Raw genomic sequence first — 14,308 nt, forward strand, 5'->3', positions numbered from 1 at the left:
CTAGAAGTCAAGATCAGACGCATCGTTGACGTCCAGAACCCGATCTACCTGACTAGCGGTAAACCCCCTGCGAGTTAAAAATCGGGCCTGCCGCAGCTTTTCGTCCCAGTCATCGCTAAGATCCGACAACCCGAAACGCTTTTCCCTCAGCAAAAGCGCATTTCGAATCCAGTCTGCATCACCAAGTTCGTCAACACAGGCTGGCGTCTGATGAATACCACGCTGCTGCAATTCAGCGAGTACTTTCAACGGACCATAACCCAGATCAATTCGTTGCCGGGAATAGACATCCGCAAACCGATTGTCATCCAACCAACCTTCGCCCTCATAGTCGTCCAAAACCTGTGAGATGATTGAGCTATCAAGCTTCCGCTGGCGTAATTTCAGCGCCAACTCCTGTCGGCTGTGCTCTCGACGAGCAAGCAACCTCAGCGCGACCGAGCGCACTTTGTATTCCTGTTCGCCGCTATTTTCCTGTTTTACCATTCAGCCCTTCCCGCAAACGTTCACAAAACGCTAGACTAGCCCCGATTTTATAATGTCGACGCAGGTTTTGACCCTCACTACCTGAACCTGCGACAAACGTGTCCGGCACTCTGAACCTGAATATCCGAGTGCCGATGGCCGGTGCCGGTTTACTTTGCCCGACACCGCAGACTGGTTTCAATCCCTAAGGATAACGTCATGGCTGCATTCCTCCAGAAACTGTTTAAATCCCGCAAACCCGCTCCATCAGGTCGCAAAGCGCCAGATCGCCCTCAACCTCCGGCAGAACCAGTGGAGGACAAACGCGCAGAGTTGCGGGAAGAGCAGCTTCAAATGTTGCAGGGCACCCCAAGTCAGGAAATTGCGGCAAACCTTGCCATTGAGGGCTCAACAGCAGACATCCGGCTTAGAGCTGCTGACCTGGTGCAGGATGGCGATCTCCTGCAGCGAGTACAAAAGCAGGCAAAAAGTCGCGATAAGGGCGTGTACCAGCTAGTGCGGCAAAAGCTGCAGTCTATCCGGGAAGAGCAGGCCGTTAAAGATGCTGTTTCAGCCACTATCACTACGCTGATCCGTAATGCCCACGACCAGGCTAAAAGCGACGACACCAGCCTGTTTGAGGCCCGCCTGGACACACTTCTCAACCAATGGGCTAAAGTAGAAGCCAGTGCGACGCCAGACCAACTGAGTGCGTTCCTTAAATCAGTGCATCGCTGCAGAGAGCGGCTCGCTGAAGTGAAAGCAGTGCAAGATGCTGAAAAACTGGAGATTGAACAGCGACTTCAGCGAGAGGAAACCCTAGAACTGATTTCGCAAACCATGAACGATCTCCGGCAGCAACCCACAGACACTCTTGCGTCACTTGCCTCGTTGGACGCACTTCAGAAGACTCAGGAAAACCGTTGGCTGGAAGCGACCCGCGAAACTCACGTTGATAAGCAGCAACAGAAATCCTATGAAGCTTCGATGATGGCGCTCCGCAATTACACCAACGCCATCCGCCATATCACCCAGTCAACAGAATCACTACTTGCGATCGCGGAGATCATGATTCAGGACGCAACCCCTGAAGACCAGAAGCGTGCCTCAGATCTGTTGGTTGAGATTAATTGGCCCGAAGGTTTTCCGGCTCCAGACACGCTGGATCCCGCAATTAAACTAGCTGGCAAGCCCAAAGCACCGGCAAAAGCCACCGAGGACCACAAGCAGCAACAGGCGTCGTCAGAGAGCCTGAAAACCACGCTGGATCAACTGGAAGAAGCCCTGGAAGCCAAACGACTCAAGAGCTCCCGTGAACTCCTGAAAAGTGCCCAGCAACATTTGAAATCCCTCGACCATCGCAATAGCAAGGGGTTTCAAGCCCGTATACAACTGCTGACCGGCCAGCTCAGGGAGCTAACGGACTGGCAAGGGTTTGCCACTGAACCCAAGCAAATCGCTCTTTGTGAGCAGATGGAATATCTCGCCGAACAGTCCATGGAGCCAGAAGCTAAATCCGAGCGCATAAAAGACCTGCAAAAGGAATGGCGGGAACTGGGTGGGTCATCAGATCGCCTCTTGTGGGCGCGCTTCAAACAGGCTTCCGACAAAGCGTATGAGCCCTGCAAAGCCTACTTCAAAGCCAAATCCGGCTTGAAACAGGCGAACCTGGATAAGCGCAAAACGATCTGCGCCGAGCTGGAGCTTTTTGTTGACGGCGCAGACTGGAGCAGCATCGACTGGAAAGCTGTCGAACATATTCTTCAAACAGCCCGCCAGGAATGGAAATCTGCCTGGCCTGTGGAATTCCGGGATAACCGGCAGGTGCAGAAGCAGTTCGATGGTTTACTGAAAAAGCTTGAAGCGCCCATTGAGCAAGAGCGTCAAAAGAATGAAGCTCTGAAGCTGGCAATTGTTGAACAAGCACAAGCTCTGACTACCCACGAACCTTTGCAGGAAGCCATGAACAAGGCAAAAGCACTGCAGTCGGACTGGAAGGCGGTTGGTATTACCCGTCACCGCGAAGATCGCAAATTGTGGCAGGCATTCCGCAAGGCCTGCGATGAAATCTTTGCTCGCCGTGAAGCTCAGCGTACGGAACAAGAGCACGCGGCAAAAGAAGCCGATTCGGCAGCAGAAACCTTGCTGCAAAAGGTTGCGGGTGTCGATTCCGATCAAGATGAGCAGTCGCTGGCAAAAGCCATTGCTGACCTACGCAGCATTGATGTTGCTCAGACATCAGCAGCAGTAAGAGAGCAAGTTGAGCAAGAAAAACAGCGATTGAGCCAAGCGGTTGCAGCACAGAAACTCAAAGCGGGCATCGCCGAATGGCAGGCACTTGTACTCGCGCGCGCCGTAGGCGATCTAGCTCCGGATATTTTGCCAGATAAGTGGGCGGCCCTTGCTGAAAATGCGGGTGAATTGGACGACCAGGAAATCGTCATTCGCGCAGAAATTCTTGCCGGCATACCCTCTCCTGACGCAGAACAAACAAAGCGTATGGCAATACAGGTTCAACGGCTGGCTGCAGGCATGGGGTCAACGGAGAAAACGGACAATGCTATGCAGGGCATCGAAGGCCTTGTAGCAGGGTGGTGCCTCAAGGCACCTGACGAAGGGGCCGATCTGTCGTTGGCAAACCGTTTGAACAGGGCACTGGATAGCCTGATTGCAGGCTAAATCTCGGGAGTCTCACTCCCGCTGATGTTCCCTTACAAACTCCCTGGCATTCTTGACTGCTGCCAGGGAGTTGTCTTTCATACCTCTAAGCTCTTCGTCCGCCAAATAGAACATCATATCGATGGTGTGCCGGTAGTATCGGGAAGGCAGCCGGTTCAAGGCCACACACATAACATCAGTTAAAAAATCTGCAGTGTCCCCGGGTTCTCTGGTCGCCTCTATAGCATCCATCACCAAACGTTCGTAAAAATTGTCGATAGCATTATTAAAAGACATGGCGCCGCACCTTTATAAGCCCATTTTTGGGCATCCGCAAAACCTCTCACCCAATCCTAAACATAGAAGTCGCAGGCTCGCCTGTCACTACCTCTGAGCAATTTTGCCAACGCGATTGGCAGGTGGCGTCATTACCCACATGGCCATCAAAGGGCTATGGTGACGTTTCTCGAAAATAAATCCCCAAGCAATAAACACCAGAGGACAAGCAATGACCACCGAGGCGTATATCTTCGATGCGGTCCGCACTCCCAGAGGGCGTGGCAAGAAAGACGGATCACTGCACAGTGTAAAACCCATTACGTTACTGACTACTGTGCTCAATGCGCTGCAGGAGCGGAACAACCTCGATACCTCTCAGGTAGACGATATTGTTCTCGGCTGTGTTACCGCCGTTGGTGATCAAGGTGCAGATATCGCCAAGACAGCCGCACTCGCAGCTGACTGGGACGAGAAAGTCGCCGGCGTTACCCTCAACCGGTTCTGCGCATCAGGCCTTGAGGCCGTTAATCTGGCAGCCATGAAAGTCCGCTCCGGCTGGGAAGACCTGGTTGTTGCTGGTGGCGTGGAGTCTATGTCCCGCATCCCTATGGGTTCTGATGGTGGTGCCTGGGCCATGGACCCGCACACCAACATGCATACCGGCTTCATGCCGCAGGGCATCGGTGCCGACCTTATTGCCACGCTGGATGGCTTCAGCCGTGAAGACGTCGATGGTTTCGCCGTCAAGTCGCAGCAAAAAGCAGCGAATGCCTGGAAGAACGGATACTTTGCCAAGTCCATTGTTCCTGTTACCGACCAAAATGGCGTCGTAATTCTTGATCGCGATGAGCACGTTCGCGGTGACACCACCATTAAGTCTCTTTCTGGCCTCAGACCTTCTTTCCAGATGATGGGAGAAATGGGCTTTAACAGCGTGGCTCGTGAAAAGTATCACTACGTGGAAACAATCAATCACGTGCACCACGCCGGCAATTCCTCTGGCATGGTAGATGGCGCAACCGGCCTTCTGATTGGCAGTGAAGCCAAGGGTAAGGAAATGGGGCTCAAGCCCCGTGCTCGCATCGTAGCCACTGCGGTCACCAGCACCGATCCGACCATCATGCTGACAGGCCCTGCCCCGGCTGCGCTCAAAGCGCTGGAAAAAGCCGGCATGACCGTGGATCAGATCGACCTGTTTGAAGTAAACGAAGCCTTTGCCTCTGTGGTAATGCGCTTCCAGAAGGAACTCTCGGTTCCGGATGAAAAAGTGAACGTCAACGGCGGTGCAATCGCCATGGGCCACCCTCTCGGCGCTACCGGCGCAATGATTGTGGGCACTCTGCTGGACGAGCTGGAGCGCCGTGAGTTGCGCTTTGGTCTGGCGACGCTATGCGTCGGCGGCGGCATGGGCATCGCCACTATCATTGAGCGGGTCTGAACCCCACACTTTTTCTGTAAGGAGAACCGATTATGAGTGCCATCCGTTATGAACTGGGTTCAGATCAGATTCTGACCCTCACCATCGATATGCCCGGCCAGTCTGCGAATACCATGAACATGGCATTCCGTGAAGCCCTCGACGAAACAGTCTCCAAGGTCCAAGGCGACCTGGAAAACATTCGTGGCATTATCATCGCCTCTGCCAAGAAGACTTTTTTCGCTGGTGGCGATCTGAACGAAATCCACAAAGTTACCCGTGACGACGCTCAGGCCTTTGAAGACATGGTCAACGGCATGAAGGCGCAGATGCGTGCGCTGGAAACCAGTGGTAAGCCTGTCGTTGCTGCAATCAACGGTGCTGCGCTGGGGGGTGGATTCGAAATTGCTCTGGCTTGCCATCACCGAATCGTGCTGAACAACAACAGCATTCAGCTGGGTCTTCCGGAAGTCACGCTTGGCCTGCTCCCAGGTGGCGGTGGTACTCAGCGCCTGCCCAGAATGATTGGCCTTGAAGCAGCATTCCCGCTGCTGATGGAGGGCAAGAAGCTACGCCCTGCTGCCGCCCTGAAAGCCGGCATTATTGACGAGTTGGCTGACTCCCCCGAAGACATGATGGCCAAGGCTCGGGCGTTTATTGATGCCAACCCCAAGTGCCAACAGCCTTGGGACCAGAAAGGCTACAAAATGCCAGGTGGCGCGCCCCACCATCCTGCGATGGCTCAGAAGCTGCCAATCGTGCCGGCCATGCTAAAGCAGAAGACCAAAGGCTGTTACCCGGCGCCTGAGTGCATTCTGGCAGCAGCGGTTGAAGGTGCCCAGGTAGACTTCGATAGCGGCAGCCTGATTGAAACCCGCTATTTCGCTGAACTGGTGATTGGCCAGGTCGCCAAGAACATGACAGGCACCTTCTGGTTCCAGTTGAACGATATTAATGCCGGTGGTAGCCGTCCAGAAGGCGTAGAGAAAGAGACCTTTAAAAAGGTGGGTGTACTGGGCGCGGGAATGATGGGTGCTGGTATCGCATACTCCACCGCTATCCGCGGTATAGATGTAGTGCTAAAAGACGTCACTGTCGAAGGCGCTGAAAAAGGCAAAAGCTACTCCGAAAACCTGCTGGCAAAACAAGTTAGTCGCGGCCGCATGACCGAAGAGAAAAAAGCGGAAATTCTGGGCCGCATCACGGCTACGGACTCTGCCGACGACCTGGAAGGCTGCGACATGGTGATCGAAGCCGTGTTTGAAGACAGCGACCTGAAAGCGAAGGTTACTGCAGAGGCCGAACCGAAGCTTGCAAACAACGGCATTTTTGCCTCTAACACCTCCACGATTCCCATCACCCAACTTGCAGAAGCTTCCGCCAAGCCGGAAAACTTCATCGGGCTGCACTTTTTCTCTCCTGTAGACAAAATGTTGCTGGTGGAAATCATTGTTGGCGAGAAGACGTCAGACGAAACATTGGCAAGAGCGTTCGACTACGTTCAGCAAATCGGCAAAACGCCGGTGGTTGTGAACGACAGCCGTGGCTTCTTCACATCCCGCGTTTTCGGCACCTTTGTTAACGAAGGGATCTCCATGCTGGGCGAAGGTATTCACCCCTCAAGTATCGAGAATGCCGGTTTGCTCGCAGGCATGCCTGTCGGCCCACTGACCATTTCCGATGAAGTCAGCATGACTCTTATGCACCTCGTTCGTAGCCAGAGTAAAAAGGATCTGGAAGCAGCCGGCGGCACATGGAAGCCACACCCTGCAGAAGCGATCATCGACCAGATGGTTAACGATCATGGCCGTCCAGGCAAGGCTGCCGGTGCCGGTTTCTATGAATACCCCGCCAAAGGCAAAAAGTACCTGTGGCCAGAACTTGAAACTCTCTATGTGGACAGCGAAAAAGCCCGCAAGGTCGAGTTGCAGGAACTGAAAGACCGGATTCTGTTCATTCAGGCCATTGAAACCGTTCGCTGCCTGGAAGAAGGCGTACTGCGCACCGTGGAAGATGCCAACATTGGTAGTATCTTCGGTATCGGGTACGCACCCTGGACTGGCGGCGCCATACAGTTTATTAACCAGTATGGTGTGAGAGCGTTCACAGAAAGAGCCAAAGAACTGGCTGCAGCCTACGGCGAGCGCTTTACCCCACCCGCGTTGCTGCTTGAGCACGCAGAGCAGGAAAAGCCCTTCGTCTGAAGGTGCTGAGCGGCGGAGGACACTGTCCTCCGCCGCTCGTTATACCTGGAACAATCCATACAACTCTCTCGATGTGCCCATGATCAAGCGGCATCCTGTGCAGCACGCCATTGCTACAATTCTCGGTAAACCTCCTCTACCCTGTTGATTCCTTATCTTTTTATGACTGAAAAACACCGGGTCATGGACAGATTGTCACGAACCGATACGTCATACCTATAGCAACGGGTGTAGCCCTTGCCTACAATAAATCTATCAGCCCACGGGTTAACCGGTTCCAGAACTGTCTGGCAGGTACCCAGCATCGTCAGGTATCTATCTATGACCATCGCGGAAAAAGCATCTGTTCGTCGCGCCCCGCTCAAAGCCGGCCGGATGGGTGTGTGCAAAGCGCTTACCGTCGCCCTGCTGCTGTCAGCACCTTTTGGCGCACAGGCAAAAGCGGTCGAACCGGAAGTCTATACACCGGTTGCGCCAACGATTGACCAGGCGCGCGCCAACATTCTCATTGCCAGGCAACTGCAGTTCACCCATTTCCGCGACCTTGGTATCAGCGACAAGCTTTCCGGCGATGTGTTTGACGCCTACCTGAACTATCTGGATGGCCAGCGAGTCTATTTGACTGGTGGCGACATTCAGGCGATGAACAAAGTCAGAAACCGGTTGGGGTCTGCCCTCAAAACCGGCCAATTGCAGCCGGGGTTTGATATCTACAACCTGGTTCAGCAGCGCATTATTGAGCGCCTGCAGTTCGCTTTGGAAACCCTCGACAAGGGCATTGATAACCTCGACTTCACCACTAACGAGACCATCCTGCTCGATCGCTCTGAAGCCGAGTGGGAGCCGGATCAGCAGGCTCTCGATGCACTTTGGGTTAAGCGCATCAAAAACGCCGTATTGGCTCAGCGCCTTAACGGTGCCGACGACGCTGATATTATCGATACCCTCCAGCGGCGCTACGAAGGCCAGCTTAAGCGCGCCTACCAGGCCCGCAGCGAGGATGCGTTCCAGGCTTATATGAATGCTTTTGCCGGTATGTGGGATCCTCACACCTCTTATTTTTCGCCGCGCACCTCTGAAAACTTTAACATTAATATGAGCCTCTCCCTTGAAGGTATTGGTGCGGTTCTGCAAGCGGACAACGAGTACACGAAAGTTGTCAGGCTGGTCCCCGGTGGCCCTGCGTCCAAGCAAGGACAGCTCAAGCCCGCCGACAGAATTGTTTCGGTTGCTCAAGAAGATGAAAAGCCGGTTAACGTGATCGGATGGCGACTGGATGAAGTGGTCGATCTCATCCGCGGCCCACGCAATTCCTTGGTAACGCTGGAAGTCGTTCCTGCCAGTTCAACTGATGAAACCCTGACCAAGTCCATCTCCATCAACCGCGATGAAGTAAAACTGGAAGAGCAAAGCGCCAGCAAAGACACCATCGAGCTTGACCGCAATGGCGAGAAATACACCGTTGGCGTGATTACCATTCCGACGTTTTATGCAGATTTCCGTGCTATGCAGGCCGGTGATCCCAACTACAAAAGCACGACACGTGACGTGCGGAAGCTAATTGCAGAGCTTCAACAGGATGGAGTAGACGGTCTTGTAATGGATCTGCGCAACAATGGCGGCGGCGCCTTGCATGAGGCCAATGACCTGGTCGGCCTGTTTATCGATACCGGTCCCACCGTGCAAATTCGCAACTCCAGCAACGAAGTTCAGGTTCTCAATGACGACGATGCATCCGTTGCCTACGACGGGCCTTTGGTCGTGCTTACCAACCGCATGAGCGCATCGGCTTCCGAGATTTTTGCGGGTGCTATTCAGGATTATGGCCGCGGTCTGGTAGTGGGTTCACAAACCTTTGGTAAAGGCACTGTACAGGCCGTTCGTCCTCTCAACCACGGTCAGCTGAAAATCACCCAATCAAAATTCTATCGGGTATCGGGCGGCTCCACCCAGCACAAAGGTGTGATTCCGGATATTGAGATTCCTTCCCGTATCGACAAAACCCGTATCGGCGAAGATGCTTTGGACCATGCTCTGCCCTGGGATCAGATCGACGCCGTTCCCCATACCCGCTACTTTGATTTCAGCGGCATCATTGAAGAACTTCGCAAGCGTCATGACGATCGTTTTGCGACGAGCCCGGATTTCAGACTCCTACAGCAAGAAATCGACTTTCTGAATGAACAGCGCCAAAGGAAAACCGTAAGCCTTAACCTGAACGAGCGAACTATTCAGCAGGAGCAAATAGAACGTACCCGGTTGACCATTGCCAATGCCCGCAGGGAACTGCGTGGTGAGGAGCCTTTTGAGAATCTGGAAGAGCTTGAAGACTGGCAGGATCAGCAAGCAGCAGACCTTGGATCTAGCGATGAGGAGCTCGACTTCGTGATTCGTGAAGGCGGTGACATCATGGCGGATATGCTGGAGCTGGATAAGCGCATGGCCTCCATCCTTACCCCGCAGCAGTTTGCAGCTCAGGCGGAAGCTCTGTAATGAGCCAAAAGGCTGACAAACCGGTAGCCAACGACCAGGAACGTCAGAACAAAGCGCGAGCCATGCAGGACATGCTTCTGGATGCGCTGCACGCCATGCGCTCCCAGGAAGAGGTGGATGTGCTGCGCAAACCGACACCGTCGGCTTCGGAAAAAGCGCCTGAAGGCATTATCGACCGCCTTGCCAGCCTCACCGGATCGGCCTTTCGCTTCGGTGCTCGTGCTACGGATACGTCCTTGCGCGTAGGTCGGGCATTGATCAACTCCCAGGACCAGCTCAGAGCTATGCTGGCAGCCGGGCAGTCTCTCAAGGATATTCGGGAAGTGGCCGGGCTGACGCTTTCGGAAATGAGCGAAGCGCTCGATCTTCGTGATAAATCCGTTCTTGAAGCCATCGAGAACGGCACTGCCACCCTATCCTTTGAGCTCATACTCCGCTTGACCGCTCTCATTGCACGGAATGATCCCATCCCGTTTATTATGCGAACCACCCGGAACTACAACCCGGAAGTTTGGCAGATCCTGAATGACTGGGGTGTTGCGCGAGTACCCTTGCAGTTTGAGCGGGAGCGGGAGTTTATCAATATCTTCCGCCGCCACGATTCGGCCCGAACGCTCTCGGATGAAGGCTTTCGCAAGGTTCTGGATTTCACCCGGCAGAGTTTTGAGATGTCCCTGCACTTTGCTGAGGATCAGGAAAAGCAGGTGGCGGAACTACGGGAAAGCCTTGCAAAACAAAGCGACGAACTCCCCGCCAGCAAGTCCGCCACTGGCAAAAAGCCCTCAGCCAAATAGCCCGTGCATCCCCGAAACACCCGGATTCTGCACCACACCTTTTTCCGTTACGATCAGATCGATCAAGCTTGCTGGCGTTACGTCGAACACCGGGTTGAACACCGGCACGCCCTCCGGGGCTAGCGGAATGCCTCTTATCTCCCGAACCTCTGTGCCACCCCGCTCCTCGATCGGGATTTCTGCACCAGACTTCAGCGCCATATCCACGGTGCTGGAGGGTGCCACAACCATAAATCCAACCTTGTGATACCGCGCCAATACCGCAAGGCCGTAGGTGCCAATTTTGTTGGCAACATCGCCATTGGCTGTAATCCTGTCGGCACCCACGATGATCCACCGCACCTCACCCGCTGCAAGAATCGCTGCCGCTGCGCCATCGGCATTCAGGGTTACCGGGATACCATCCCGCATTAATTCCCAGGCAGTAAGACGGCTGCCCTGCAGCCAGGGCCGGGTTTCATCCGCGTATACTTGTTTCAGCAGGTTTTTCTCATGCAGCCGACGAATAACACCCAACGCGGTGCCGTAACCACCGGTCGCAAGCGCACCTGTGTTGCAGTGGGTAAGGACCGAGACAGGAGCTGGATAGTCGGAAGAAAGCTCCATCGCTTCAAGTGCGTAATCTGCCATTGCGAGGTTCGCGGCAAGATCCTCTTCATGAATGGCAATGGCTTCATCTTCCAGCCGCTGCCGGGCTTCATCCAGCGCTGCACAGCCCTCAAGCACTTGCTCCATTCGCTGTAAGGCCCAGAACAGGTTCACAGCCGTTGGCCTTGATGCAGCCAACTCCCGGACAGCCATTTTGATCTCAGCTTGCCAGTCATCACCTTCCGCTTTCCGGGCAGCCAGTGCGACACCGTATGCAGCACTGATACCAATCGCCGGGGCGCCGCGCACCACCATGTCGTGAATGCTCTGCGCCACGCCGGTAGCGGATTCCAGAGATAGCCAGTGCTCCTTTGCAGGCAGCAAGCGCTGATCCAGCAATTCCAGGCTGCCACCCTGCCACCGAAGGGCAACCGTACCTGCAGATCGCGGATCAGAAGAAGGGGTATGTAAAGGTCGGGATTCTCTGGGATTATTCATCGTCTGGCTCCGCTTTCATAACGCTGAAAACGGCCAGTATAACGGTTATACTTCCGGGCTACATTTTATCGTTCGGCGCGCTTGTGCATTCCTAAGCGCACAATCGCATTTGTCGCCGGCACTGCAAGGTAGGGTTAATGACGGCAGATACTATCACCGCAGCCGATATGCGCATCAACGCTCGATGGCTGATTCCAATAGAGCCTTCCGGAGTGGTGCTTGAGCATCAGGCCGTTATTATTCAGGGCTCGCGGATTGTGGCGGTATTGCCCGTGGCACAGGCAGATCGCGAGTTCCGTACCCGAGAGACCATCAACCTTCCCCACCATGTGGTTATGCCCGGGCTGATCAACATGCATGGGCACGCCGCAATGTCGCTGTTCCGGGGCATGGCAGACGATCTCCCATTGATGACCTGGCTTAATGACCACATCTGGCCTGCGGAAGGCCGTTTTGTCAGTGAACAGTTTATTATCGACGGCACGCAGTTGGCCATGGCAGAAATGCTGCGAACCGGCACAACCACATTTTCAGACATGTATTTTTTCCCGGAGATTGTGGCCCAGTTGGCTCACGATACCGGCATGCGCGCTCAAATCTGCTTTCCCTTGCTGGACTTCCCCACGGCGTGGGGCAGCGGGCCAGATGACTATCTGAACAAAGGCGAGGCGCTGATCAATGAGTGGAAAGACAACACTTACATCATGCCAGCCATTGGCCCCCATGCGCCCTACACTGTATCCGACGAGCCGCTGAGCCGCGCTGCTGCACTCTCCAAGAAAACCGGTGCCCGCATTCAGATTCATCTACATGAAACCGAATTTGAAGTGACAGAAGCTAAAGAAAAACACGGTGAACGCCCAATTGAACGGCTTGCGAAACTTGGTGTTCTAGGTGCTAAAACCCAGTGTGTCCACATGACCCAGGTCAGTGACTCAGACATTACCCTGCTAGCGGACTCTGGCGCGCACGTTATCCACTGCCCCGAATCCAACCTCAAGCTCGCCAGTGGTCTTTGTCCTGTTCATAAACTCCTGGAAAATGGCGTTAATCTGGCCATAGGCACAGACGGTGCCGCCAGCAACAATGACCTGGATCTGTTCGGCGAAATCCAAACAGCCGCTATGGTCGCCAAGGTCGTCGCCAACGAAGCCACCGCACTTTCTGCTCATCAGGCGCTGCAGGTGGCCACGATCAATGGCGCCAAAGCGCTGGGGCGGGAGCATGAGCTGGGCTCATTGGTGCCTGGCAAATTGGCCGATATCATCGCCATCGATCTCAGCGATCCTTTTATCCAGCCGGTTTACGATCCGGCTTCCCATCTTGTTTACAGCAATCATGGCCGCGCGGTAAGCCATAGCTGGATTAACGGCGTACCTCAGGTACAGGATGGCAAATTGACGCGCATAGACGTACCGGACCTCATGCTCCGCGTTACAGACTGGGCTGAGAAAATCCGCGAGCAACAGGCTGTCTAACCGAATTTCGATAGATTGAGCAGGTAGAAGAGACGATGACAAACCAGAACGTTGACCGTAACGAGATTGCCAAGTTTGAAGCCTTGGCTAGCCGCTGGTGGGACCCCACCAGCGAATTCAAGCCTCTCCACGACATTAATCCCCTTCGCCTCAACTACATCGATGAGCGCGTATCCCTCGCGGGCAAGCGAGTAGCAGACATTGGCTGTGGCGGCGGGTTGCTGTCTGAGGGCATGGCTTTGCGCGGTGCTCATGTAACCGGTATAGACATGGGCGAAGCACCTCTGGCTGTAGCCCGGTTGCACGGACTGGAAAGCGGAATCAAGGTGAACTACCAGAAGATCACAGTTGAAGAGCTTGCCCGGGATCCTGAGCACGCCGGCCAGTACGATGCTGTCACATGTCTTGAGATGCTGGAGCATGTGCCCGATCCGGCTTCTGTTATCAAGTCTTGCTCCGCACTGCTAAAGCCCGGCGGGCACCTGTTTGTATCCACCATCAACCGGAATCCCAAGTCCTTCCTGCTGGCCATTGTGGGTGCCGAATACGTGCTAAACATGCTCCCCAAGGGTACGCACGAGTGGAAAAAGTTCATCCGGCCGTCAGAAATGTCCGACCACCTGCGTCACGCAGGGCTGGATGTGCGCGAGCTCACCGGCATGACCTACAACCCCATTACCCGCTCCTACAAGCTGGGCCGGGATGTAGACGTAAACTATCTGATGCACGCCCGGGATACCCGTGAAGACTGAACGGCCATCGACCGTTCTGTTTGATCTGGACGGCACCCTGATCGATACAGCACCGGATTTTATACGCTGCCTGAACGAGCTGCGCCAAATCGACGGGCTCCCGGCGCTTCCAGCGGAGCACATACGCCGATCCGTTTCCAACGGAGCCCGGGCCATGGTGCGTGTGGGCTTTGGGCTGGAGCCTGAGCACCCGGGCTATCTTGCCAAACACACCGCCTTTCTGGATCTATACGAAGCGGGCGTTGCCGTTGAAACTCGCCTTTTTGAAGGCATGGACTCCCTGCTTCAATCACTGGAGCAGCGGGAAATACCCTGGGGAATCGTAACCAATAAGCCAGTACGTTTCGCCGCACCGCTGGTTCAGGCCCTGGGTCTAGCTGAGCGCTGCGCATCGCTGGTGTGCCCGGACCACGTCACTGATCGCAAGCCTCATCCGGAATCCCTGTTTCTTGCGTGCCAGCAAATTGGCGCAGAACCTGAGCAGGCGATTTATGTAGGCGATCATGAAAGAGACATAGTGGCCGGCCGCAATGCCCGCATGAAAACCATCGCCGTGCGCTATGGCTATATCGAAGAGCCGGAAACCGTTGACCTATGGCAAGCCGACATGATCGCTGACACCGTGAACGATCTCGCAAAGCTGTTACAATAGCGCGCTTCTGAAACGGGCCATTTTAAACAC

At 54.6% G+C, this 14,308-nt stretch carries 11 protein-coding genes; 8 read left to right on the plus strand and 3 right to left on the minus strand.

Annotation, left to right across the window (positions count from 1 at the left end; translation table 11 throughout):
- Positions 1-486, minus strand: a complete 486-nt coding sequence (locus AADB16_RS13385) for a regulatory protein RecX (RefSeq protein ID WP_410803950.1) — start codon at positions 484-486, stop codon at positions 1-3.
- A 198-nt stretch (positions 487-684) separates the two neighbouring features.
- Between AADB16_RS13385 and AADB16_RS13390 the strand changes: the two genes are divergently transcribed.
- Positions 685-3,144 (plus strand): DUF349 domain-containing protein, encoded by a 2,460-nt coding sequence (locus AADB16_RS13390; protein ID WP_410803951.1) that lies wholly within the window; start codon positions 685-687, stop codon positions 3,142-3,144.
- A 12-nt stretch (positions 3,145-3,156) separates the two neighbouring features.
- Here AADB16_RS13390 and AADB16_RS13395 read toward each other — a convergent pair whose 3' ends face one another.
- On the minus strand, positions 3,157-3,420 hold the full coding sequence (locus AADB16_RS13395) for a late competence development ComFB family protein (RefSeq protein ID WP_309045569.1): 264 nt from the start codon (positions 3,418-3,420) through the stop codon (positions 3,157-3,159).
- 211 nt (positions 3,421-3,631) lie between these two features.
- Here AADB16_RS13395 and AADB16_RS13400 point away from each other — a divergent pair, with 211 nt between their 5' ends.
- The 4 genes from AADB16_RS13400 (at position 3,632) to AADB16_RS13415 (ending at position 10,310) form a co-directional block, all read left to right on the plus strand.
- Positions 3,632-4,840 carry an acetyl-CoA C-acetyltransferase gene (locus AADB16_RS13400; protein ID WP_410803953.1) on the plus strand — a complete coding sequence of 403 codons (1,209 nt, stop codon included), beginning with the start codon at positions 3,632-3,634 and terminating at the stop codon, positions 4,838-4,840.
- 32 nt (positions 4,841-4,872) lie between these two features.
- Complete coding sequence (locus AADB16_RS13405; RefSeq protein ID WP_410803954.1) at positions 4,873-7,023, plus strand: 3-hydroxyacyl-CoA dehydrogenase NAD-binding domain-containing protein; 2,151 nt, start codon at positions 4,873-4,875, stop codon at positions 7,021-7,023.
- Between the two features lie 321 nt (positions 7,024-7,344).
- Complete coding sequence (locus tag AADB16_RS13410; RefSeq protein WP_410803955.1) at positions 7,345-9,516, plus strand: carboxy terminal-processing peptidase; 2,172 nt, start codon at positions 7,345-7,347, stop codon at positions 9,514-9,516.
- Positions 9,516-10,310, plus strand: coding sequence for a helix-turn-helix domain-containing protein (locus AADB16_RS13415; RefSeq protein ID WP_410803956.1), 795 nt, complete (start codon positions 9,516-9,518; stop codon positions 10,308-10,310). Before AADB16_RS13410 ends, AADB16_RS13415 begins: the two co-directional genes overlap by 1 nt.
- Here the strand turns inward: AADB16_RS13415 and mtnA are convergent.
- Entirely contained in the window at positions 10,299-11,396 is a 1,098-nt protein-coding gene (gene mtnA, locus AADB16_RS13420; protein WP_410803957.1) for an S-methyl-5-thioribose-1-phosphate isomerase, read from the minus strand. The genes AADB16_RS13415 and mtnA overlap by 12 nt on opposite strands.
- 137 nt (positions 11,397-11,533) lie before the next feature.
- On the opposite strand from mtnA, the gene AADB16_RS13425 reads away from it, so the two are divergent.
- The 3 genes from AADB16_RS13425 to AADB16_RS13435 are packed head-to-tail and all read left to right on the plus strand — an operon-like array spanning position 11,534 to position 14,278.
- The gene (locus AADB16_RS13425) at positions 11,534-12,874 is read left to right on the plus strand and encodes a TRZ/ATZ family hydrolase (protein WP_410803958.1); all 1,341 of its coding nucleotides are present in this window, start codon (positions 11,534-11,536) and stop codon (positions 12,872-12,874) included.
- 35 nt (positions 12,875-12,909) lie between these two features.
- Positions 12,910-13,626: a bifunctional 2-polyprenyl-6-hydroxyphenol methylase/3-demethylubiquinol 3-O-methyltransferase UbiG gene (ubiG, locus tag AADB16_RS13430; RefSeq protein WP_410803960.1), complete on the plus strand. Its 717-nt coding sequence runs from the start codon at positions 12,910-12,912 to the stop codon at positions 13,624-13,626.
- Positions 13,616-14,278 (plus strand): HAD-IA family hydrolase, encoded by a 663-nt coding sequence (locus AADB16_RS13435; protein ID WP_410803962.1) that lies wholly within the window; start codon positions 13,616-13,618, stop codon positions 14,276-14,278. The genes ubiG and AADB16_RS13435 overlap by 11 nt, the downstream gene beginning before the upstream one ends.
- The last annotated feature ends 30 nt before the right edge of the window (positions 14,279-14,308 follow it).

This window comes from Marinobacter sp. KMM 10035 (assembly GCF_046537445.1).
Lineage (GTDB): Bacteria > Pseudomonadota > Gammaproteobacteria > Pseudomonadales > Oleiphilaceae > Marinobacter > Marinobacter sediminicola.

Coding starts and splice junctions, on each gene's coding strand:
- AADB16_RS13385 (WP_410803950.1), bottom strand. CDS start 486: ATGGTAAAACAGGAAAATAGCGGCGAACAGGAATACAAAGTGCGCTCG.
- AADB16_RS13390 (WP_410803951.1), top strand. CDS start 685: ATGGCTGCATTCCTCCAGAAACTGTTTAAATCCCGCAAACCCGCTCCA.
- AADB16_RS13395 (WP_309045569.1), bottom strand. CDS start 3,420: ATGTCTTTTAATAATGCTATCGACAATTTTTACGAACGTTTGGTGATG.
- AADB16_RS13400 (WP_410803953.1), top strand. CDS start 3,632: ATGACCACCGAGGCGTATATCTTCGATGCGGTCCGCACTCCCAGAGGG.
- AADB16_RS13405 (WP_410803954.1), top strand. CDS start 4,873: ATGAGTGCCATCCGTTATGAACTGGGTTCAGATCAGATTCTGACCCTC.
- AADB16_RS13410 (WP_410803955.1), top strand. CDS start 7,345: ATGACCATCGCGGAAAAAGCATCTGTTCGTCGCGCCCCGCTCAAAGCC.
- AADB16_RS13415 (WP_410803956.1), top strand. CDS start 9,516: ATGAGCCAAAAGGCTGACAAACCGGTAGCCAACGACCAGGAACGTCAG.
- mtnA (WP_410803957.1), bottom strand. CDS start 11,396: ATGAATAATCCCAGAGAATCCCGACCTTTACATACCCCTTCTTCTGAT.
- AADB16_RS13425 (WP_410803958.1), top strand. CDS start 11,534: ATGACGGCAGATACTATCACCGCAGCCGATATGCGCATCAACGCTCGA.
- ubiG (WP_410803960.1), top strand. CDS start 12,910: ATGACAAACCAGAACGTTGACCGTAACGAGATTGCCAAGTTTGAAGCC.